Origin of the sequence: Clostridium sp. 1001275B_160808_H3 (assembly GCF_015550425.1) — a bacterium.
GTDB lineage: Bacteria > Bacillota > Clostridia > Clostridiales > Clostridiaceae > Clostridium.
On the sequence record NZ_JADNAT010000003.1, the window covers coordinates 163,341 to 186,036 of the forward strand.

Here is a 22,696-nt window from a genome sequence, read left to right on the forward strand (position 1 = left end):
TTAGTCTTCTACATATACGGAATACATATATATAAAATATGGGTCAGTAACATAATCAGAATTTATATATGAAGTTATATTTATAAGTAAATCTTCATTTACATTTTCATTTACAGGAAAATCAAATTCAAATACATTAGTGTTCCAATATCCTCCTGCACTTTGCTTTGCTGTTTTTGAAACAGATCCTAAGGTTGCAACACATTTTATATAGTAAGGAGGAACTGCTAAAGTTTGTGATAATAGCTTTACAGTGTACTTTCTTGAATCAACATTTTTAACTTTGAAAGAAAAATCACCAACTACGTAGCTTGGTATATTCCCATGATTATCTGTGCGTACTATACCTTTTATATCTGATATTTTACTAGAAGTATAATTTTGTGTTACATCGATACATTCCTTAATTTTCATGTGTGACCATTCTTGGAATACCCATTTTTGATTTCTTCCGCCATTTTTATCAAAAAGCATTATTGGTGTGTTATTTGTTGTATTTTCATTTGATAAATCTGCTACTTTCGATAAATTAGATTTAATCTTAAAATAATATGAATTGTATCCAGCATCTTCTAAGCTCCAAGACTTATCATTAATACTATTTATATTTTTACTTCTAAGGATGTTATCTCCAGAGGCAGAATCAAAACATAAAGGAGCATTAGTAGCCAGATTATTTATTGTATATAAGTTAGTTGACGGATTAAATTTTACTGTCCATTTTTCATTAGAATCATTAGTTAATTCATTTATAACTACCTTATTAACACCATTAGTTGTATCTACTTTCATACATTTTCTATTATCTAAATAAGATAAAATTCTGTAAGTTTTATTTTCTGCTATTAATGATGATGTTTCTTTAGCAGTTATTGTAATATTCATTCTAGGTCTTATTTTACAATATAAGAAATTCTTTATTTGCATAGTCTTCAATTGTTCATCCATTTCATTCTTAGTGTAATCATCCATAAATATAGATATTTTAGCACCAGCAGGAAGAGTTATTCCTTCAAAATAGATATCTTCTCCTTTTAATTGTATATTAAAAGCTTTTTGTAAAGCTTCTAATACAGTAATTTCAGGTGTATTATCTGTGCTATCCTTGGAGTTACGTGCAGCAATTCTCACTTCTTTTGTAGCATATTTTGTTTCAAGTATCATTGTAGCTGTAGAAGATTCCATTTGTCCTAAATAAGGAGTCCAACTATTATTTGAAGTTACTATATTTCCATCTGAATCATATTTAGCAAAATTACCAGTAAATTGTGGAACGGATATATCTATGCTAGTTCCCTTATCTATTTCTTGTAATTGCCCATAATCAATAGCAATTAATTGAGTACTTAATGGATCCATAGTATTAAATGCTAATGGTGGTAAGTTTTTAGCTGGATAGTTTTGACCAGGGTTAATATATCCACCAATTTGATTTGGTTGAGCCTTAATAGATGCTATAGAACCTCCATTTAAAGTTAATGTAATACTAGGACTAAGATTATATACAGGAGCTGTTCCAGTATTATAATATCTAACATTTGGATTTATATAAGCAGCTTCACCAGAATTTATACTTAATCCTTTAGTAAAGCTTGTACCAGTTGTATCCTCAACAGAGTTACTTGTTTCCCATGTATGAGAATAATTTGCAGAAGCAGTTATTTTAAAATTAGGGAATCCTTCAAATCCAATTTCTCCTGAAATCTCGGTTCCAGCAGTATTAGATTGTGTTTGACCTGTTGTTACAGCCTTTGCCATACTGCTTCCTGATTCACCAGTGATAGTAGAATTCTTTGTTACTAGTAAATTCTCCATTGAAACTCTAATAATAGGATATGCAGCTATCAATGGATCCCTAGCTATAAGACTAACTGATGGATCTATATTACCAAGTACCTTTTCCTTATCAGTATATGGATCATTTGCGGTTCTTGCTTTATATGGATTAGATACATATTTTTTTAAACCTAATTCACTATAGCTTTCATCCCAATCAACAATAATTTTGTCTTTAGCTGTATAGCCATTAATTTCTTGAGAATCTGGTATCCCATCATTATCAGAATCTATAATAGCTGTAGAAGCTCTACTCAGAATACTACTACTATTAAACATATTGTCATTAGGAATAAATCTGTATTCATCACTCATATCTGAATATTCTGGCTCAAACATATTAGTTAAAGGTATTAAAGTTTTATCATTATCATCTATCTTCCAATATAATTTTATTCCAAGGTAATCTTTTAGAATTATAGGAGTATCAAGTAATTGTTCTATTCTAATTCTGTAAAACTTTCCAGTAGTTAAGTTAATGCTTGAAGTGCTATCTAACATATTACCGTTTATTTCGATCATGCAATTTTTGTTATCTGATGATATTACATATTTTCCTGTTTGATTTGCTTTAATAAAACCAATCCATCTTATTGATTGTATTTCATTTTCTAAACATTTCATTCCTTTAAGGGAATCTTTTGAGAATAATAATGTAGATCCTATTGTAGGGGCTATTATTGATAAGTCACTAAATTGGCTATCTTTAAAATAGTATCCTGTAAGTCCTTTCAAATTTTCATTCATAAGTAAACACCTTCCTTATTTTTTAATTTTTATTAGTAACGTTACATAAATAAAATATTATATAATTTCATTTTTCTTCAAATTTTGAAATATTTTTTTATGATGCTAAAATTGTGAAAAAATATTGATATTTCTAATATTTTATATTTGAACTCTATAATTTTAAAAAAGAAAGGAGGACATGCATATGGATATTGATAATATTTCTAATTTAATTAAAAACATAGGATTTCCAATAGTAGTTACTTTTTATTTATTATTAAGAGTAGAAAAACAATTAACTACATTATCTAACACAATTTTATCTTTGAATGATCTTATTAATGATAAAATCCATGTAGAAGAAAATATAAAAAGCACTGAAGAAAACATTTCAAATTAAAATTAAATTTACGAGTAAAAAAAGCACCCATTTTTAAAATATGGGTGCGTTTTCTTTCTCTCATAAAGTATACCAGTTAAAAAATAATTAAATAATAATTTTTTTAGAAAGATTCCTATACTAAATATTCCTATGTGTATGTTTCTAATTTAACTTTGAATTTGTTATTTTATTAAAGATCCTAAAAAACTATAGAGAATGGGCTAAAGAGGAAGAAATTTGGAGACAAGCATCTAAATATCAAGTCAATGACATATTAAGGGTTAGCTTTAATAAAAACAATAAACCTAATGCTTTTATTACATCAAATAAAGATAAAGATTTAGATGATGCAAAGAGGTTATAGGTATTGAAATAACGATTCCACCTTTAAACAATGCAAAAACCTTAAATTTATATATGGATGGACAAAAGATTGCGACTACTCCACTTACGTTTAGAAATCCTTATGAGGCAAATGAATCTTTTGAACTTTATTCAATAATAGAAGGTGTTCATACTTTTTGGGCTGAAGTTGAAGATGAAAATACAGCAGTTCCATCTAAAAAAGTAACTGTTACAGTATATTAGATACTTCTATTGATTTAGTTAATAGAAGCGAATATTATTCATTATGAAAAAGGTAAGTATTGTTCAATACAATACTTACCTTTTTCTAATCTTATTCAATAATTCCTACTTTTTAGAATAATAAAAATGAATTAAACTATTAATACAAATTTTGATAAAGTATGGTTAGATAATATTATTTTTCTCTAAGAATTCTTTATCCTCAAGTATTTTTTCAAAATCATCATCTCTAATTATAGAGTGATCCTCTGAAAATACTATGCCTCTTTTAAACACTCCATTAATATATTCAAATTCATGTGTAGAACATATTATTGTTTTTCCAATTTCATTAAGCTTTATTAATAATTCTTTTAAAAATTTCTTTCCTCTAGGGTCTATCTCATTTAATGGCTCATCTAGAACTAGAACTTCTGGATTTAACGAAAGTACACTAGCAATTACGACTTTCTTTTTCTCTCCTCCACTTAAGTTATAAGGCACTCTATCTGCAATGTGTTTTATTCCTAACAATTCTAAGCAATCATTTACTCTATTTCTTATTTCATCTTCGGTTAATCCCATTTGTCTAGGACCAAAAGCAACATCGTCATATACAGTTTGGCAAAATAGTTGAGTATTATAATCTTGAAAAACAAAGCCAATTTTTTTATGAAATTTTTTTGAAAATATATTATTATTTAATTTTTTATTTGTAATTTCATCACCACAAAATATATATTTACCTTCTTTAGGAATTAAAAGCCCATTAAGAAGTTTTAATAATGTGGATTTTCCACATCCATTAGGACCAATTATTGCTACTGATTCTCCTTCTTTTATCTTGATATTTATATTATCAAGAACTATTTTATCTTTATATGAAAATTGTATATTCTCTAACTTTATCATAAGACCTCATCCTTTTTTTCTTATACTACAAAAAATATTACTATCATAATTATAGTAATAAATGTATATATTGCATCTGCTAATGTAAATTTAAATTTTGAATATACTATATATTCTCCAGTAAAGCCTCTGCATTCCATAGCTAAATATAATTGATCTCCCATTGTTTTTGATTTTAAAAATAAATTCCCTATAATTCTTAATAAGGAATTTCTTTTTTCAAGACTTTTTCCAATAGTTTTTAGTTTTAATGCATATAACATTTTAAGCGAGAGATTTCCTAACACATATATATATTTTATAGTTATATCAAATATTAATATAACTATATCTGGAATAAAAAGTACTTTAAGTGATTTAGTTATATTACTCCACTTTGTTGTATATGAGAATATATTAATGAGCAAAACATTTATGAAAATTTTTAAAACTAATAACATACTAGCTTGATAATTGCCCATAAAGACAATAGATGGTAATAATATTATTAAAGTAAATATTGGAGGTATTAAACTTATCGATAATATTTTTTTTATTACATATCCATCTAAAATACATATATACATTAATGAATACGCTAGAATGCAGTATACAAAAAATATATCATTAGATAGTGCTAAAAATAAAATTAGCACTATCATAGATATTAGCTGTACAATTGGATTTATTCTATATATAAAACCATCTATGGGGTTTTCTCTTTTAATTTTAGAAAGCATTGTCATAATTCCAACTATAGTCTTATCTAAAAAATTCTCATTATCTTCAACTGGCTCATAATTATCTTTTTTTAATAACCAATCTCTTTGTTCCATATTTAATATATCAAATCACCTCTTTTTTATTAGTACTTGTATGATTTTAGTATTATCAATTATACTTCTTTCTTAAGACTTCCTATAACTTTAAATATTATTATTATTGCTGTAATTCCTATTATTGCAGATAGTATATATCCTGTAATAGGTCTTAATCCACTAAATCCATAGTCACTTGCAAAAGCATTATAGGAAAAACCTGACTCCATTCCGCTAGGGATATATCCAACTAATGTTTTTATTTCATCAGTTCCCCATTCTCCCCAGGCTGTATTTGATGTTATTAATCCGAGTGGTGTTAAAATTATCATTACAATTATAGCAATAATAGAAAATTTCAATAGTGAATTGATATTTTCTTTCCCTTTATTGCTAATTATTGATGGTGATATTTTTTTTATATAAGCATATACTCCAACAGTAACAGCTCCTTCAAGTAATCCAATCAAAAGATGTATAAATACCATAGCTGGTACAGATACGCTTAAAGGATATGGACAATACAGTGGTTGTCCTAAATGATTTTTAAATAGTAAGGGCTGTATTCCAAATTCTATTGCTGCACATAAAGCTGCTAAATTTAGTCCTAAATAACCTGAAATAAACACGGCTAAGTACTCTCCTCTAGTACTTTTAAATTTTGATTTTAAAAATGAATAGCTATAATACCCTACAATAGGCATAATAAATGCCATATTAAATGCATTTGCCCCGTAGGCAAGTATTCCACCATCACCAAAAAATAAAGATTGTATTAATAAGGCTACACTAACAGCTATCGTAGCTGATGCTGGTCCTAAAATTATTGCTATTAATACAGAGCCAACTGCATGAGCACTTGTTCCTCCAGGTGCTGGAATATTAAACATCATAATTAAAAATGAAAATGCCGCACAAACTCCTAAAATAGGCATTTTCTTTTTATCTATTGTACTCTTTACTTTGCTAATAGAATATTTCCATATTGGTATCATAGCAGCTCCCATAACAGTACAAGTCCCTGGGCTTAAATAATTTTCTGGTATATGCATAATACCACCTCCATTTTTTATTTTGTAAAACGTATTAAATATTAATTAATTTCTTTATGCAATTAATACTTACGTAAATTCAAATCACAAGAATTAAATAATTTTTTTCGAACATGATTTATACATATATATAATGCTTTTTGTATATCTTGTGTAAGATTGCCTATGATTCTTATAACAAATCCATTTACCTCTAGCATTGATATACCAAACTTTATATCTAAGTTAAATGATTCTATGTATTCCTTCAAGTTTTCAACGAAAATATCGTCTATTCTTCTATCTATAACAGTAGCTGTACCATAATTAGAATATCCCTCTAAAAAACCAAGCCCTTCAAGGTCTTGGTTTTTAGGCTCAAATAATAAATTATCTAAAAATATAAGATTACCATCCATATATATTTTACTTTTCATATGAGCAATGTAATATTGAAACTTTTTATTATCAGGAGACCATCCTGCTGTAATTCCATCTGCATATATAAGCGAAGAACTTTTATGTAGATGTATTTCAGTATTTTGTTCATATCTAGCATCTTTAAAAAGAATTGTATTATCTAGTATATATTCTAATACACTATCTTCTTCTAAATTTATCATTGAATATTGCTTGCAAATTTTTTCATTTCGGCTTTGGTATATAATAGTAGGTGCTTGAGTTGTAATTACACATCTACTTCCTTTTTTTAGCTCTATATAATTACTACATGATTCACCTTCTATATAACCACCTCCCATATGCATAAAAAAATAACAAGGTATCTTTTCTTTATCCAAATAAATAGTAGGCGATACTTTTAGCACACCTTTATGAAATATATCGTTAATTATTGTTTTTCCATCCTTTTTTTCAAGTATTACTTTTATTTCACCATCTAAATCATTCATAACTATTCAATTCCTTCTAATAAACAATTTGCTTTTATCCAATACATAACATCTCTTACACCTAAGTCCGTTTTTAAATTTGTAAAAATAAACGTATTTTCATTTCTAAATGCCAATGTATCTTCTCTCATTATCTCTAAATTTGCACCAACATAAGGAGCTAAATCTATTTTGTTTATTATAAATAAATCACTCTTTATCATTCCTTGTCCAGCTTTTCTTGGTATTTTTTCCCCCTGTGCAACATCTATTATGTATATTGAAAAATTCACTAAATCTGGGCTAAAAGTAGCTGCTAAATTATCGCCACCACTTTCTAAAAATATTATATCTAAATCAGTAAATTTATTTTTAAGATTATCTAAAGCTGAAAAGTTCATTGATGCATCTTCTCTTATAGCAGTATGCGGACATCCGCCAGTTTCAACTCCAATTATCCTTTCTTCATCTAATACAGAATTTTTAACCATAAATTTAGCATCTTCTTTTGTATAAATATCATTTGTTATTACTGCTAAATTATAATCATCATTCATCAATCTTGTTAATCTTTCTATTAATAAAGTTTTTCCGGCTCCAACAGGTCCTCCAACTCCAATTACAACTGGTTTCATAATTTCTCCCTCCAAAATTAAACTATTTATTTCTATATTTTATATTCCTTTTAAAAGATTTTAATTAAATTAATCCTATAACTTAAGACATAAATAATCTGAATGATAAGTTTTCATGATTAATTTGTGATATTTCAAGTCCTGGAATATTTGCGCCTATATCATCTTCATCTAGAGTCAATATTTTTTTACAAACTTCTTCCAATATATCAAATGATTTATTCAGTAAGAGTTGGCCATCTTTTTGTCCCAAAGGTATAGTTCTCACAGCATTTTGTATTAATGTAACAATAATGCTATATCCATAGTAAACAATAGCATCACTTACAGAAATACCAAATTCATTCATTAAAATAGCAAAAACTATTGCTGGATTTCCGTATGACTTCTTATCCGTAATTCTTTGTTTATATTCTTTTAATAAATTTATCTCATAAATATCTAATATAAGATCACTCATTCTATATGCAACAAGCTTTCCTCCATTTCTGCTTTCTTTAGCTACATTTTGAACTGTAATACTTGTATCCAAATTCCATATATTCTCTATATTGTTTTCTTTTAAATATTTATAAGTTAATCTAACTGATAGACCTTCTCCATATACAAATTGATTAAGTAAAAATGTATCAAGCCATTTTTTAAAGGACTCTGTATTGCTTATTACAGAGTTTCTCAAATAAGTTTCCATTCCATAGGAATGATTAAATGACCCAACTGGAAATGCAGAATCACATACCTGTAATACCTTAAGTATCTCATTAAAATTAGTGGTGATGGGAATAGTCGACATGTCTTAAAGCCTTTCCTAGTTTAATACTCTCAATAGAATATTTAATATTTTTGTATTTAATAATTTTTTCAATAACATGATCGTACTTAAGAATTATCTCTCCATTTTTAATATCTATAGGTATATGTGTATTTCCAAGTAAATGCGCAATTTCTCCCATTTCATTTATATCTTTCGGTTGTATAATAATTGCATCTTCATTATTTGTTTTTATAACAATGATATTATTATTTTCTTTAAATAAAATAGATCCATCTTCTAGTTGTTCATTTGTATTTTTTAAGGCTATTCCGTATTCTTTATTGTGATCCGATCTAACTCTTATTATTTTCTTAACCAAATCATCGCTATCTAAATATATAACTTCCAGATGAAAATCATCTATATTTTCTAAATCATTTATATTTCCAAGTATATTTTCAAAAATCATATTTTCTCCCACCTTTGCTATCTTTAATTAATAAAGTTCTTCTCTCTTTAGTTAAACATTAAGAGAGAAGAATAATAAAAAAAATTAATATAAGAAATATCTTTGTGTTAATGGTAATTCTGTAGATGGCTCGCAACTGATAACTTCTCCATTAATTGTAACGTCATATGTTTGTGGATCTACATCGATTTCTGGAGTCTCTGTATTAAAAATTAAATCTTTCTTAGTTAATTTTCTAACTCCGCCCACTGGTAATACATTCTTTTCTAGCTTAAGTTCCTCTTTGATTCCATTTTCATATGCATATTTTGATACAAATGTCATATTGATGTCACTCTTAGCGCTTCCTGCAGCACCCCAAAAATGTCTTAACATTCTTGGTTCTGGAGTAATTATACTTGCACTTGCATCACCCATCACCCCATAACTAAGCATTCCACTTTTCATAATCATTTTTGGTTTAGCTCCAAACATCTTTGGTTCCCAGAATACTAAATCAGCATATTTTCCAACTTCAATTGATCCAATATAATTTGATATTCCAACAGTAATTGCAGGGTTTATTGTATATTTAGCAATATACCTCTTAATTCTATTATTATCGGAATATTCTGAATCTCCATCAAATAGACCGCGCTGAATTTTCATCTTATCAGCTAATTGCCATGTTTTCATAACAACTTCTCCGATTCTTCCCATAGCCATACAATCAGAACTCATTATACTTATGACACCCATATCTTGAAGTACATCTTCTGCTGCAATTGATTGTTTTCTTATTCTTGAATCTGCAAATGCTACATCTTCTGGTATTTTTGGATCTAAATGATGACAAACCATTAACATGTCTAAATGTTCTGTAATAGTGTTTTTAGTATATGGAATTGTTGGACTTGTTGATGATGGTAATACATTATTTAGACCTGCTGCCTTTATAATATCAGGAGCATGTCCACCTCCTGCGCCCTCTGTATGGAATGTATGTATTGTCCTACCATCAAATCTATTAATTGTATATTCTACAAATCCACTTTCATTTAATGTATCTGTGTGAATAGCAACCTGTACATCGTATTTATCAGCTGCTCTTAATGTATAGTCTATACCTGAGCCAGTTGCACCCCAATCTTCATGTATTTTTATTCCCATAGCTCCAGCTTCAATTTGTTCTCCAATAACTTCTTCTGTTGCTCCCATACCTTTAGCTAATAATCCTATGTTAATAGGGTATTGTTCTGCTGCTTTTAACATTTTGTGAATATGCCAAGAGCCAGGTGTTGTAGTAGCTGAGTTAGTTCCATCTGCTGGTCCTGTTCCGCCACCTATAATTGTAGTTACACCATTATCTAATCCTGCTTCGACTATTCCAGGTGTAATCATATGTATATGTGTATCAATAGCTCCTGCTGTAACTATAAGACCTTCACCTGATATAGCTTCTGTACTTGCTCCAACAATAAAATCTACTGAATCCATTATTGCAGGATTTCCACCTTTACCTATAGCAACTATTTTTCCATCTCTTATTCCTATATCGGCTTTGTAGACACCAGTATAGTCAATAATTATAACACTGGTTATTATTGTATCTACCACTGATTTATTACCTTTTCTTGTCTCAGTGGCACTAACACCCATACCATCTCTAAGTGTTTTTCCTCCACCAAATTTACTTTCTTCTCCATACACAGTCATGTCTTTTTCTATTTTTGCAAATAAGTTTGTATCACCAAGTCTTATACTATCTCCAACTGTAGGTCCAAACATATCTGAATATTGTTTTCTACTCATTTTAAAACTCATTTGTTAGTGCCTCCTTTATTCTAAATATCCATCAACTTTATTATCAAAACCAAATACTTTTCTTTCTCCACCAAAATCTATTAATTTAACTTTTTTTCTATCTCCAGGCTCAAATCGAACTCCAGTTCCTGATGGAATATCTAATCTCTTGCCATAAGCCTTTTCTCTATCAAATTCTAATTTTGTATTTACTTCATAAAAATGAAAATGAGATCCTACTTGGATTGCTCTATCACCTTTATTTATTACAACTATTTCTATTGGCTCATATTTTGAATTACATTTTATAGAATCTTTTGCTAATATATATTCTCCTGGTATCATAACTAACCTCCACTTTATTATTGAATTGGATTATGAATTGTTACTAACTTGGTTCCATCTAGAAATGTAGCTTCGACTTGAATCATATCTATCATTTCAGATACTCCATCCATAACATCTTCTCTCTTAAGTAATGTTCTTCCATAAGACATTAATTCATCAACGCTCTTTCCATCACGAGCGCCTTCTAGTATTGAATTTGTTATATAAGCAATACATTCAGGATGATTTAATTTTAATCCCCTATCTTTTCTTTTTCTTGCTACCTCTGCTGCAAGAAAAATCAGAAGTTTTTCTCTTTCCTTTGTTGTCAAATACATATACATCTCTCCTTTAAAATATTTAATGTATTAAAATAAATCATATATAACAGAATCATGACCTCTTGGTAAAGGTTAATTCCATAGACCGATAAGCATTAATAATCCTGGAATCCAAGCAGTAAATATGCCTTCAAAGATACTTAAATACCCAACAAATTTTCCTAAGGTTTTTTCAAGTCCACATTCTATAAAAGCAGTTAGCCATAATATACCCCATAATAGCCAAATAACTCCCATTTTCCAGTCTCCACCAAATTGAATAAAACATAAAATCCCAGCTGGTATAGAATTTATAGCTACAAATAAGCTATACCATCCATAAAGTTTTGTATCTAATTTGAAAATTGTATTAAATGCTGCATAAAGATATGTAAAAGCAAATAATAGTCCTGTTCCTGCTAAATAGAAATTTATCATTTTCCCAGCAAATTGCCCCTGAACAAGAATTATAATATTACATATCAATGATAGGCATCCTACAAAAATATTCATAATGGCAACTGATTTATCCTTTATGTTAAATAGTCTTGCTACACCATTATTTATTAAAACTATCCCTACATATAATAAAATCACTCCCAACATTTAACATCACTCCTATTAAAATTTTAAGTTATTTGAAACTAGTTAATTTAAATTTAGTTTCTTTTTTCTTTAACAACTACACCGGCTAAATCTCAATTTATTTATCTAACACCTTAGATCTAATACCATACAATAAGTTATAGCTTTCAATACTTGATAAAATAAAGTGAAAGGATTTGAAATCAATGCCTATTACCTTATATTGTTTTATATTACTTTAAATTCATATATATATACTTTTTAACATTTAACCGGTGTGTAAATATAATATCAAATAAAAAATAATATTTCAATATTTGAAATAAAAATATTTCAAATATTGAAATATTTTTATTTGCAACTAATGTTCTTTTAAAAAAACATAATAAATGTTATAATATCATTGGTTAAATTTATTATATAAAAGATTAAATTTATTAAGTGAAAGGCTAATTTTATGTTTATAGAAGGTTTATTTGATTTATATTTTGATGAAAAGCGACAATATAAAAGTATATTTAATTCTCCTATTAATGTTGAGGATAAGTATCTAAATCTTAAAAGAGAGGAAAAATTAGTATTATATTATTTATATAAATATGGTCAATGTAATATGGGAGATATTACTGCTTCTTTTAATTTTCCACTTAGTACTACAAATTATATTGTTAAAGGTTTAGAAAATAAAAATATTATTATTGTTGAGAAATCAAAGACAGATAGTAGAGTTAGGTTAGTAAGCCTAAGCCCTAAAGGTAAATCTTTGATTGATATGATGCTTATTGAATTGGAAAAATTTACTTTTACTATTTTAAAAGATTTAATTCCTCATTTTGAAACTGTTTTTAAGGATGATTTAGAAGAAGAAGAAATTCTTGTATTAAAAAAGTTGCTTAATAAAGTTAGCGATAAAATTAATAGTGAAAGCTAATATGAAATAATTAAAGCCATATGTATATGCAATACATATGGCTTTAATTATTTTCTTGAATTTGATAATTTGATTTTATTTAAAAATGTTAAAAACAGTTAACTATTTGTTAACTATTTGTTAACTATTCATTTTATTCTTGTATTTATTTTGAAATTGCTATATTATGTAAATAACAGAAGGATTGGATATTAAAAATACAGATACAAAATTTAATAGGCAAACTTAGGGAAATCTAAGGACGCAAAGCTATAGGGGTTAAGGTCTTATAAGACTATACTTGCCAGTTGCCAAAGAGTTAGTAAACTTTTTGTTGTCATTGATAAGATAGACATGCCCTCTTTGAGGGTATTTTTTTATATCAATGATATTCTATTTTGTTTTACTGTATAAAAGCCTCTATAATAAAATATTTAAAATATTTTTAATTAAGGTGACAAAAATTCTTAAGCAATACCTAATTTATGGTGTACTTGTATTTTTAGTCATTTCTCTGTTAAAAATCAATAAATAAATGGAGGAAATAAAAATGAAAAAAAACAAAATCATCACATCTCTACTAGTTGCAGGAGTTCTAGCTGTGAACTCATCAACAGTGTTTGCAGCTACACTACCGCAAAATCTAAATTCCTTAGAGCAACAAATATCATCAAAGGTTACGCTTAAATCAGATCAAGCATCAGTTGATTACACAAATTTTATAAAAAATGACGGTGGAGAGCAATGGGTTAAACTCACTCTTGAGGGTGCAAAGTTTAATACTAACGACCCTAATAAAATTCTAAAAGCTATTACTCAAAATTATGATGTAAAAACTACTCTTCTTCTTGGTAATGATGGCAAATCGATTGAACTTGGTGTCTTTGAACCTAATGCTGGTATCGAATATTTAGACAACTGGGAAATTACAATCAGCTCTTCAGTGTTAACTTCAGATACTGATGCATCAATTAAGATTCCAGTAAATTATGATATGAATACATCTACTACAGCAAAAGTTATTACAAGTAAAAAAAGTGTAACAGTAAGCGAATTAAAGAATGGTTTTGAATTACCTCTTACAGCTATAGGAGGAGCAGTATTTAATACAGATTGTATAGGTAATAACGTACGTTTAAGCTTAATGCAAACTGCTAATATTCCTGTAATGGCATATACATTCTGTGACATAAATCTAACAAATGCTTCTTTCTTTATAAAGGCTTTAAATGATATACCTGAATCTGCTACTGAGTTTACTTTTAGATTAGAGCAAGAAAGAAATGCTGTTCTTTCACCAGTACCACTAATAGTAAAAATTCCTATCGTAAGATAAATAAAATAAGAAAAACACTAGGAATTAACCTAGTGTTTTTCTCATTTTAATATATTTAATTCATTTAGCTAATAAGTCATTAAATAAATATTTTTAGAAAAGTAATATAAGATCTATAAGACTATTAGTATATTTAATTAATTCATCATAATTAAAAGCATTAGTATTTTTTATAATTCCTTCTAGATTAATATTAAAATCCTTCAAATACTTTAGTAAATAATTTTTACTATTAGTATATCCTACAATAAATGAATCATTTTCTAGACCTTTTACTATATCACCTATTATTACTTTAGCCCTTGAAGCCTTAGTATTTATTTCACTTATAAACTCATCTGCAAAAGATAAGTTATTTTGAATATTTTGTCTCATAATACTTGTAATTTCTCTTAGCATATATATTTCATCATTTAAATCAACGTAATTTTTCTTCCCGATTATCTTTTCTATTAACTTTCTATCCAAAATATCCTCCTTAAAATTATTTAAATTAACTTAATATAATTTTAATGTTATTGAGGATAATTTTCAATAGATTGCCCTTTATTAATATACTATATTTCTCTTAATAAATTTGCCATTTCAATAGCTGTTACTGCTGCATCGTAACCTTTGTTTCCTGCTTTAGTTCCTGCTCTTTCAATAGCTTGTTCAATTGAGTCTGTAGTTAAAATTCCAAAAATAACTGGCATTTCACTATCTAAAGAAACTGATGCAATTCCTTTTGAAGCTTCAGCACATACATAGTCAAAATGAGGTGTTGATCCTTTTATAACTGCTCCTAAACATATAATAGCATCATATTTTTTGCTTTTTGCCATTTTCTTTGCTATCAATGGTATTTCAAATGCACCTGGTACTAAAGATAATTCTATATCTTCTTCATTAACTCCATGTCTTTTTAATCCATCTAATGCTCCATCAACTAACTTAGAAACAATAAAATCATTAAATCTTCCTGCTACTATTCCAACTTTTAAATCTTTTCCTACTAAATTTCCTTCAAATACTTTCATTTTTATACCTCCAAAATTTATTAATATAAAATGTGATTCATTTTTTCCTTTTTAGTTTTTAAATAAAAATCATTCACATTATTAGCTTTAATTATGACTGGAACTCTTTCTGAAACACTTATTCCATAACCTTCTAATCCTTTGACTTTTTCAGGATTATTAGTCATAAGTTTCACATTAGAAACTTTTAAAGATTTTAATATAGAAGCTGCTATATCATAATTTCTTAAATCAGGTTGAAAACCAAGTTTTAAATTAGCTTCTACAGTATCATATCCTTCTTCTTGAAGTTTATAGGCTTTAAGTTTATTTATTAACCCAATGCCTCTTCCTTCTTGTCTCATATATAATAAAATTCCAGTACCTTCTTCTCTTATAGCTTTTAGTGCAAAATCTAATTGTTCACCACAATCGCATCTTTTTGATCCAAATATATCACCTGTTAAACATTCTGAATGTACTCTAACTAATACAGAATCAGCATTTTCAATATCTCCAAGGACTAAAGCAACATGTTCTTTGCCAGACACTTTTTCAGTAAATCCATACATTTTAAAATTTCCATATTTAGTTGGCATTTCAATTTCTGCTTCTGTTTGAATTAACAATTCCTCTTTTTGCCTATAGCTAACTAAATCATCTATAGTTATAATCTTTAAATTATGTTTCTTAGCAAATTTAAATAAATCATTTGTCCTTGCCATGGTTCCATCTTCTTTAATGATTTCACAAATCACTCCTGCTTCTTTCAAACCTGCTAATTTTGCTAAATCAACAGCTGCTTCAGTATGTCCTCTTCTTTCTAAGACACCATTTTCTTTAGCTATTAACGGAAACATATGACCTGGTCTTCTAAAATCAATAGGTGTACTATTTTCATCTAATAGCTTTTTAATTGTTAAAGATCTTTCATAGGCAGAAATACCAGTTGTAGTGTCTATATGATCTACAGATACTGTGAAGGCTGTTTCATGATTATCTGTATTTACGCTTACCATGCTTCCTATATTTAACTTATCTGCTGTTTCTTTCTTTATTGGCATACATATTAAGCCTTTTCCATAGGTAGCCATAAAGTTTATAGCTTCACCTGTAACCTTTTCTGCTGCCATTAATAGGTCGCCCTCATTTTCTCTTCCTTCATCATCAATTACAATAATCATTTTACCTTCTTTGATTTCATTAATTGCTTCTTCTATTGAATTAAATTTATACATTGAAATTCCCTCCTACATAAAGCCATTTTCCTTTAAGAAACTTTCATTTATTTTATATTCTTTTTTAATCACTTTCTCATTAACTTTTTCATTAAACTTCATAAAGCTTTCGATATATTTACCTACTATGTCGCATTCAATATTTACAAAGTCTCCAACTTTTTTATAAGCTAAAGTAGTTTCGCTACTTGTATGAGGTATTATAGAAAGTAAAAACTTTTCATCATCTACATATGCTACCGTTAAGCTTATTCCATCGATGGCAATTGAGCCTTTTTCAACTATATATTTAATAACAGACGATGAGGGCTTAATTGTTATGAGTATAGCCATTTCATCTTTAGCTATAGATGTTATTTGACCTATACAATCTATATGTCCACTTACAATATGTCCTCCAAATCTACTATTTGCACTTAATGCTCTTTCTAAATTAATTTTTGATCCTATTTTAAGACTTCCTAAATTACTTCTTTTTAATGATTCTAAGACAATATCAGCTGTAAACTCAGTAGTAGTCATACTAATTACCGTTAAACAAACACCATTTACAGAAATACTATCTCCTATATTTGTATTTTCCAATACCTTCTTAGCTTGTACCTTTATCTTGCAATACTTAAGTCCTTTTTTAATTTCCTTTATAATTCCAACTTCCTCGACTATACCTGTAAACAAATTATCACCTCTTTATATATCCAGTTAATAATATATCTTCACCTAAATTTTCAGTTTTTAAATTATCGATTTTATAAGATTCACTCAATAAGTTTATTCCTTCCCCCTCAATAGAGGTTTTAGAATTTCTACCACCTATTATTTTAGGAGCAATAAATATCATTACTTTATCTACTATTTCAGCTTTTAAAGCAGAAAAATTTAATTCCCCGCCACCTTCTAAAAGAATGCCATCTATTTTTAGTTCACCTAGTTTTATCATTAAATCATTTAAATCAACCTTATTATTTAATGATTTTATAATTAAAACTTCTGCACCAAGTTCTTCTATTAATTTTTTCTTTTTTAAATCTGCATTTTTAGTAGTTGCTATTATTGTTTTATAATTATGTGAGTTTTTTAATATTTTTGAATCTAATGGAATTCTAAGATTACTATCAACTATAATTCTTATAGGATTTCTTCCATTATTAATGTTACAAGTTAAACTTGGATCATCTTGAAGCACTGTATTTATTCCTACCATAATTGCACTTAACTCATTTCTTAATTCATGTACTTTTAATCTTGAAATTTCTCCAGTAATCCACTTAGATTCACCAGTTTTAGTTGCTATCTTGCCGTCTAAAGAAACAGCAGATTTTAAAACAACATAAGGCTTTTTAGTTTTTATATACTTCATAAAAACTTCATTCAATCTAAAACATTCTTCTTCTAATACTCCAACATTAACTTCAATTCCAACTTGTTTTAGTTTATCAATGCTCTTTCCAGAAACTAATGGATTTGCATCTAAACTACCTATTACAACTCTAGAAATTTTAGAAGAAATTAATTTATCTACACAAGGTGGAGTTTTACCATAATGATAGCAAGGCTCTAATGTTACATATATAGTTGCACCTTCAACACTTTCAGTCGAATTGTTAATTGCTTCTATTTCAGCATGATTTCCGCCATACTTTTTATGATATCCTTGTCCAATTACTTTTCCATTCTTTACAATAACTGCTCCTACTAATGGATTAGGATTGACTTTACCTTTTCCATTCTTAGCTAAGTCAATAGCTAATTGCATATATTTTTTATCCATCTTTTAACCCCCATTTTTATTTATAAAACAAAAATGCTCTGAGTAACTTAGAACTCAGAGCATTAAAATACAATAATAAAAATAATTATATAAATAAAAACTTGTTATTTTTATATCAAAGATAGTATTAAAAAAGCTCTGAAATATAAAGATATTTCAGAGCTAAATTAACAATATAACAAATAAAAGTAATTATAAATAAAAATCACTTAAATGTATTATCTTCTTCCATCCAGACTGTACTGTCGGCTTCGGAGTTTCACCGAATCATGCTAAAATAGCTCGCGGGCTTTACCGCCGGTAGGGAATTTCACCCTGCCCTGAAGATTTATTAAATTTTATATTGTTATTTTATTATCAATTCTATTATTTGTCAAGGGTAAATTTTCTAGAAATTTCAACTTCAATGTGAAATTATACCCCATTACCTTATATAATGTTGCTATTAAATTAGCTTTAAAAGTACTTAGCCTCGATATTTCACTAGTCATCACTACAAACACAAAACTTATTTTGTAAATTTATGTACTCTTCATCACTTAAACTATTTAAATACCTTATAAAATGATCTTCACTACAAAAAATTCCTATTTTATTTTCAAATGAGCTTTCAATTAATTTATTTTTGCAATACTTACATTCTTTCATTTTTATCACCCTACCAATAAATCTTACATTATTTATTTTATTTTCAAACAATATTAAACTGATATTACCTTATTATATTACTATAATTATATAATTTTATAACAATAGACTGTGATTTGTATATTTAAATTATTCTATAGCCAAACTAACCATGAAAGGTGGTTATTATGATGAAAAAATTTATTTATACTCTTTTAATATTTTTATGCTTAAACTTTAACATTGTTAAAGCTGAGCCTCAAATACAAACTAATATTTTTAATCAAGGTGTTTATAAAGTGGAGAACATTATTAAAGTCTTAGGTGGAGATTTATCATCTATACAAAACATCTCTAGTGATAAAAGTATTTATTTTCTATTAGTGGATGAAAATCAATCAGTAATACAAGCACTAAAAATAGAACCTAATTCTGCTAAATATGAATTACATAAGCTTAAGCCTAATTATAAGATAATATTAATTGGTGAAGGATCAGCATTTTTATCTTAAAAATTTTAACTTTAAATAATGTAAAATTACCTGAAAGGCGGTTTAATTTATGAAAAAATTTATTTTTATGATATTAATTAGTTTATCATTATCTTTTAATACTGTTTATGCTGTATATCAAGCACCTTCTAAGACACTTACCGAAGGTGTTTATAATGCAAATGACCTTGGGATTCCATTAAATGAGATAAATTATGCTCAAAATGTATCAGAGAAAGGTATTACTTATATCATTATTTATGATGAAGCTGATACTATAGTTCAATCAATAAAACTAATTCCTAGTTCACCTAAGGTTAAATTATATCCTCAGCTAGATCCTAGCTACAAAATAATTGTAGTTGGTGACGGTTCTATAGCTTTATCTTAAATTCAATTTAGGTATATAAGGTTAAAATGATTTTTAATAAAACGTTTAATTCTCAATATCAAATTGCAATTTCACAACCTAATTCTCCACCATCTAATAAAATCTAATAAAACCACAATAAATATACACATTTCAAGTGATTTTATTTTAATTTTAAGCATAGAATGTATTGTTAAATGCAATCATCTTTATAAAGCAAGTGATAATTTTGCAATATCACTAATTTATATTAATCAAATGCTTATAACTACATAAAATTATAAAAGGGGGAAAAGTAATGTTCTGTAAGAATTGTGGAAAGGAAATAGATGATAATGCAGCAGTATGTATACATTGTGGTGTGGCAACAAATCCTACACCTACTGTTGTAGATAATGGTGGATTTGGATGGGGATTATTAGGATGCTGTATTCCGATTGTAGGTTTAATTTTATTTTTAGTTTGGAAAGATACTAAACCTAAAACATCTAAAGCTGCTGGTATAGGTGCTTTAGTTTCAGTTGCTATTTATATATTATTATACTTATTAATTTTTATCATAGGTGCTGCTTCAGCTCCATATGGTTACTAATAATTTTCATGGTTATTAATAAATGATTAAAAAATTTTTCTCTAAATGGTTACCAATTATATTTGGATGTCATTGTAGAGATGATAGATCTTTTTATTTTAAGAATAAAAAATTTCCTATATGTGCTAGATGTACTGGCGAGCTAATTGGCATGATTTGTTCGCCAGTTCTATTTTCTTTTTATCATCCAAATATAATTTTAAATCTAATTTTAATGATTCCAATGCTTTTAGATGGCTTTATACAATTATTGACTCATTACGAAAGTAACAATTTAAAAAGAGTTTTAACAGGATTACTTTTTGGCTATGCTTTAAGTAATATATTTATAATATCAATAATTTTTACATGGAAATGTGGTTATAATTTTGGAAGAAACATTTAGAAAATAATAAAAGATTACCTATTCTTTTATATTTTAAATTATTTAAAATACATAAGATTCATAAGTATTATTAAAAGATTAAATGAGTAATTAAAAAAGTTGCATAAGATTAAATGTTAATACTTAATCTTATACAACTTTTTTAATTACTTATCATTGAGTTTAATAATAGTTAGTTTTAATTATTATTTTACTTGGATTCCTCTATATATGCCTTATCAAAGTACACATGTCCAAGCATTGAAACTCTAACTCCCTTAACTTCAGGCTTAGCCCCAGTTGTTTTATTATAGAAGTAAAGTGGAATTATTGGCATATCCTCCATTAAAATATCTTCTGCTTGTTTCATCATATCCCATCTTTTATCTGCATCAGCTTCAACCTTAGCAGCATTAACTAATTCATCATACTTAGGATTTGAATAACCAGCATCGTTGTTTCCTCCACCTGTTACCCATAAATCTAAGAATGTCATAGGATCAACATAATCTCCAAGCCAACCATGTCTTGCAATTTGATATCCACCTTGTTGTCTAGTATTTAAGAATACTTTCCACTCTTGGTTTGCTAACTCTACATTTACTCCAATCTTAGCCCAGTCTTGTTGAATTACTTGTGCTACTAAATTGTGAGATCCTTCTGAATTATACATAAATTCTAAAGTTGGCATTCCTTCTCCATTTGGATATCCAGCTTCAGCTAGTAATTTTTTAGCTTCTTCTATATTAGGTTTTGTTGCATCATAGTACTTTCTATCAGCAAATTCTTCTCCTTTAGCATTTAAGATTCCTTCAGGAACAAAAGCATATGCCGTAGTTTGTTTTGCCTTTGTAACTTCATTAACTATACCTTCTCTATCAATTGCAATAGATAAAGCTTTTCTTACTTTTGCATTACTTAAAACCTTTTTAACATCTTCAGTTAAAGTTGATTGTTTACCAACATTAAATACTAACATGTAATTTCCAAGGTTTGGATGAATTGTAACTAATCCTTCTGCTTGACCACTTTCAATTTCTGCTGGTGGAACTGTATCAACCATATCAAATTCTCCAGATTTTAATGAAGCATAAGCAGTATTTTGATCAGTAACTAATTTATAAACTACTCCTGGAAGCTTTATTGAATTTTTATTCCAGTAGTTTTCATTCTTTTCAAATATTAATTGATCTTTCATATCCCATTGAGTCAATTTGAAAGGTCCATTTGAAACATAAGTTTCTGGGTCTAGTGCCCAACTTTCTGGATTACTAGTAACTATATCTTCTCTTAATGGCATATAAGTTGTAAATGAAGTAAGTTCTAAGAAGTAAGCTGTTGGTGCTTCTAAAGTCACTTTTAAAGTATGCTCGTCTACAACTTCAATTCCAACGTCTTCTCTAGATGCTGTACCTTCATTAAATTTTTGTGCATTCTTTATATAAAATAATTGATAATTGTATTCTGCTGCAGTTTCCTTAGATATAGCTCTTATCCAAGAATATTCGAAATCCTTTGCTGTTACTGGCTCCCCATCTGACCATTTAGCATCCTTTCTTAATTTAAAAGTATAAACTAAATTGTCGTCTGAAACTTCATAGCTTTCAGCAACTCCAGGAACTGCTTTTTCATTTTCATCAAGTTTCATTAAACCTTCAAAAGCATTATCTATTACTGAACCTGCTCCTGATGAAGTGTTTAATGTAGGGTCAAGCGTTTCTGGATCCTCTCCTAAATTATAAATTAATTTTCTTGAATCCTCTTGTTTGCTTTGGCATCCTGCAAATACAGACATTCCAAGAGCAAAAGTTAGTGCTACTGCACAAATTCTTCTTAATTTCTTTGCCTTCATAAAATTGAATCCCCCTTAATATTTATTTTCTTAATTTAATAATAAATTAAACCCCAATGATTTCTTTTCTAAAAATAAAAGAATTTAAATACAATTTAATGTTTATTTATTCTTCTTATTTATACAAATAA

27 protein-coding genes and 2 riboswitches are annotated in these 22,696 nt (G+C 27.7%); of the genes, 8 read left to right on the forward strand and 19 right to left on the reverse strand.

The genetic code is table 11. The annotated features are described in order from the left end of the window. The gene (locus I2A75_RS03805) at positions 1 to 2,583 is read right to left on the reverse strand and encodes a binary toxin-like calcium binding domain-containing protein (RefSeq protein ID WP_195263146.1); all 2,583 of its coding nucleotides are present in this window, start codon (positions 2,581 to 2,583) and stop codon (positions 1 to 3) included. Positions 2,584 to 2,770: 187 nt separating this feature from the next. On the opposite strand from I2A75_RS03805, the gene I2A75_RS03810 reads away from it, so the two are divergent. Together I2A75_RS03810 and I2A75_RS03815 are read left to right on the forward strand one after the other, a co-directional pair. After that, positions 2,771 to 2,965 carry a YvrJ family protein gene (locus I2A75_RS03810; RefSeq protein WP_195263147.1) on the forward strand — a complete coding sequence of 65 codons (195 nt, stop codon included), beginning with the start codon at positions 2,771 to 2,773 and terminating at the stop codon, positions 2,963 to 2,965. A 399-nt stretch (positions 2,966 to 3,364) separates the two neighbouring features. After that, positions 3,365 to 3,535, forward strand: a complete 171-nt coding sequence (locus tag I2A75_RS03815; protein WP_195263148.1) for a hypothetical protein — start codon at positions 3,365 to 3,367, stop codon at positions 3,533 to 3,535. A 165-nt stretch (positions 3,536 to 3,700) separates the two neighbouring features. On the opposite strand, the gene I2A75_RS03820 is transcribed toward I2A75_RS03815, so the two are convergent. The 11 genes from I2A75_RS03820 to I2A75_RS03870 form a co-directional block, all read right to left on the reverse strand. Further along, a complete protein-coding gene (locus I2A75_RS03820) occupies positions 3,701 to 4,426 on the reverse strand; it encodes an ABC transporter ATP-binding protein (RefSeq protein ID WP_195263149.1) in 726 nt (241 codons plus the stop codon). Between the two features lie 20 nt (positions 4,427 to 4,446). After that, on the reverse strand, positions 4,447 to 5,241 hold the full coding sequence (locus I2A75_RS03825; RefSeq protein WP_195263150.1) for an energy-coupling factor transporter transmembrane component T: 795 nt from the start codon (positions 5,239 to 5,241) through the stop codon (positions 4,447 to 4,449). Positions 5,242 to 5,300: 59 nt separating this feature from the next. Next, positions 5,301 to 6,275, reverse strand: coding sequence for a cobalt transporter CbiM (cbiM, locus tag I2A75_RS03830; protein ID WP_195263151.1), 975 nt, complete (start codon positions 6,273 to 6,275; stop codon positions 5,301 to 5,303). Positions 6,276 to 6,337: 62 nt separating this feature from the next. Further along, positions 6,338 to 7,165 carry an urease accessory protein UreD gene (locus I2A75_RS03835; protein ID WP_195263152.1) on the reverse strand — a complete coding sequence of 276 codons (828 nt, stop codon included), beginning with the start codon at positions 7,163 to 7,165 and terminating at the stop codon, positions 6,338 to 6,340. A gap of 2 nt (positions 7,166 to 7,167) precedes the next feature. Then, positions 7,168 to 7,779: an urease accessory protein UreG gene (gene ureG / locus I2A75_RS03840; RefSeq protein ID WP_195263153.1), complete on the reverse strand. Its 612-nt coding sequence runs from the start codon at positions 7,777 to 7,779 to the stop codon at positions 7,168 to 7,170. Positions 7,780 to 7,861: 82 nt separating this feature from the next. After that, the gene (locus I2A75_RS03845; RefSeq protein WP_195263154.1) at positions 7,862 to 8,572 is read right to left on the reverse strand and encodes an urease accessory protein UreF; all 711 of its coding nucleotides are present in this window, start codon (positions 8,570 to 8,572) and stop codon (positions 7,862 to 7,864) included. Then, positions 8,547 to 9,002: an urease accessory protein UreE gene (locus I2A75_RS03850; RefSeq protein ID WP_195263155.1), complete on the reverse strand. Its 456-nt coding sequence runs from the start codon at positions 9,000 to 9,002 to the stop codon at positions 8,547 to 8,549. The genes I2A75_RS03845 and I2A75_RS03850 overlap by 26 nt, the downstream gene beginning before the upstream one ends. 84 nt (positions 9,003 to 9,086) lie before the next feature. Continuing rightward, entirely contained in the window at positions 9,087 to 10,805 is a 1,719-nt protein-coding gene (gene ureC, locus I2A75_RS03855; RefSeq protein ID WP_195263156.1) for an urease subunit alpha, read from the reverse strand. Positions 10,806 to 10,820: 15 nt separating this feature from the next. Continuing rightward, positions 10,821 to 11,129: an urease subunit beta gene (locus tag I2A75_RS03860; RefSeq protein WP_195263157.1), complete on the reverse strand. Its 309-nt coding sequence runs from the start codon at positions 11,127 to 11,129 to the stop codon at positions 10,821 to 10,823. A gap of 17 nt (positions 11,130 to 11,146) precedes the next feature. Further along, entirely contained in the window at positions 11,147 to 11,449 is a 303-nt protein-coding gene (locus I2A75_RS03865) for an urease subunit gamma (RefSeq protein WP_195263158.1), read from the reverse strand. 75 nt (positions 11,450 to 11,524) lie between these two features. Beyond that, on the reverse strand, positions 11,525 to 12,037 hold the full coding sequence (locus I2A75_RS03870) for an AmiS/UreI family transporter (RefSeq protein ID WP_195263159.1): 513 nt from the start codon (positions 12,035 to 12,037) through the stop codon (positions 11,525 to 11,527). Between the two features lie 436 nt (positions 12,038 to 12,473). Here I2A75_RS03870 and I2A75_RS03875 point away from each other — a divergent pair, with 436 nt between their 5' ends. Then, positions 12,474 to 12,947 carry a MarR family winged helix-turn-helix transcriptional regulator gene (locus I2A75_RS03875; RefSeq protein ID WP_195263160.1) on the forward strand — a complete coding sequence of 158 codons (474 nt, stop codon included), beginning with the start codon at positions 12,474 to 12,476 and terminating at the stop codon, positions 12,945 to 12,947. 208 nt (positions 12,948 to 13,155) lie between these two features. After that, a riboswitch (cyclic di-GMP riboswitch) is annotated at positions 13,156 to 13,242 on the forward strand. 234 nt (positions 13,243 to 13,476) lie between these two features. Next, positions 13,477 to 14,262 carry a hypothetical protein gene (locus tag I2A75_RS03880; protein WP_195263161.1) on the forward strand — a complete coding sequence of 262 codons (786 nt, stop codon included), beginning with the start codon at positions 13,477 to 13,479 and terminating at the stop codon, positions 14,260 to 14,262. A gap of 93 nt (positions 14,263 to 14,355) precedes the next feature. Here the strand turns inward: I2A75_RS03880 and I2A75_RS03885 are convergent, their stop codons facing one another. From I2A75_RS03885 to I2A75_RS03910, 6 genes are all read right to left on the reverse strand, one after another. Then, complete coding sequence (locus I2A75_RS03885; RefSeq protein WP_195263162.1) at positions 14,356 to 14,730, reverse strand: hypothetical protein; 375 nt, start codon at positions 14,728 to 14,730, stop codon at positions 14,356 to 14,358. Between the two features lie 89 nt (positions 14,731 to 14,819). Beyond that, on the reverse strand, positions 14,820 to 15,281 hold the full coding sequence (gene ribE / locus I2A75_RS03890) for a 6,7-dimethyl-8-ribityllumazine synthase (RefSeq protein WP_195263163.1): 462 nt from the start codon (positions 15,279 to 15,281) through the stop codon (positions 14,820 to 14,822). A gap of 20 nt (positions 15,282 to 15,301) precedes the next feature. Beyond that, complete coding sequence (locus tag I2A75_RS03895) at positions 15,302 to 16,498, reverse strand: bifunctional 3,4-dihydroxy-2-butanone-4-phosphate synthase/GTP cyclohydrolase II (RefSeq protein ID WP_195263164.1); 1,197 nt, start codon at positions 16,496 to 16,498, stop codon at positions 15,302 to 15,304. 12 nt (positions 16,499 to 16,510) lie between these two features. Then, complete coding sequence (locus I2A75_RS03900) at positions 16,511 to 17,176, reverse strand: riboflavin synthase (RefSeq protein WP_195263165.1); 666 nt, start codon at positions 17,174 to 17,176, stop codon at positions 16,511 to 16,513. Positions 17,177 to 17,180: 4 nt separating this feature from the next. Further along, positions 17,181 to 18,269: a bifunctional diaminohydroxyphosphoribosylaminopyrimidine deaminase/5-amino-6-(5-phosphoribosylamino)uracil reductase RibD gene (gene ribD / locus I2A75_RS03905; RefSeq protein WP_195263166.1), complete on the reverse strand. Its 1,089-nt coding sequence runs from the start codon at positions 18,267 to 18,269 to the stop codon at positions 17,181 to 17,183. 216 nt (positions 18,270 to 18,485) lie between these two features. After that, a riboswitch (FMN riboswitch) is annotated at positions 18,486 to 18,601 on the reverse strand. A 151-nt stretch (positions 18,602 to 18,752) separates the two neighbouring features. Further along, the gene (locus tag I2A75_RS03910) at positions 18,753 to 18,917 is read right to left on the reverse strand and encodes a hypothetical protein (protein WP_195263167.1); all 165 of its coding nucleotides are present in this window, start codon (positions 18,915 to 18,917) and stop codon (positions 18,753 to 18,755) included. Positions 18,918 to 19,084: 167 nt separating this feature from the next. Here I2A75_RS03910 and I2A75_RS03915 point away from each other — a divergent pair, with 167 nt between their 5' ends. From I2A75_RS03915 to I2A75_RS03930, 4 genes are all read left to right on the forward strand, one after another. Then, positions 19,085 to 19,408 carry a hypothetical protein gene (locus I2A75_RS03915; RefSeq protein ID WP_243241990.1) on the forward strand — a complete coding sequence of 108 codons (324 nt, stop codon included), beginning with the start codon at positions 19,085 to 19,087 and terminating at the stop codon, positions 19,406 to 19,408. Positions 19,409 to 19,457: 49 nt separating this feature from the next. Further along, complete coding sequence (locus tag I2A75_RS03920; protein WP_195263168.1) at positions 19,458 to 19,778, forward strand: hypothetical protein; 321 nt, start codon at positions 19,458 to 19,460, stop codon at positions 19,776 to 19,778. A 277-nt stretch (positions 19,779 to 20,055) separates the two neighbouring features. Next, positions 20,056 to 20,349 carry a zinc ribbon domain-containing protein gene (locus I2A75_RS03925; protein WP_195263169.1) on the forward strand — a complete coding sequence of 98 codons (294 nt, stop codon included), beginning with the start codon at positions 20,056 to 20,058 and terminating at the stop codon, positions 20,347 to 20,349. 22 nt (positions 20,350 to 20,371) lie between these two features. After that, entirely contained in the window at positions 20,372 to 20,734 is a 363-nt protein-coding gene (locus I2A75_RS03930; RefSeq protein WP_195263170.1) for a DUF2085 domain-containing protein, read from the forward strand. A gap of 190 nt (positions 20,735 to 20,924) precedes the next feature. On the opposite strand, the gene I2A75_RS03935 is transcribed toward I2A75_RS03930, so the two are convergent. Next, positions 20,925 to 22,565, reverse strand: coding sequence for a peptide ABC transporter substrate-binding protein (locus I2A75_RS03935; protein WP_195263171.1), 1,641 nt, complete (start codon positions 22,563 to 22,565; stop codon positions 20,925 to 20,927). Between the last annotated feature and the right edge of the window lie 131 nt (positions 22,566 to 22,696).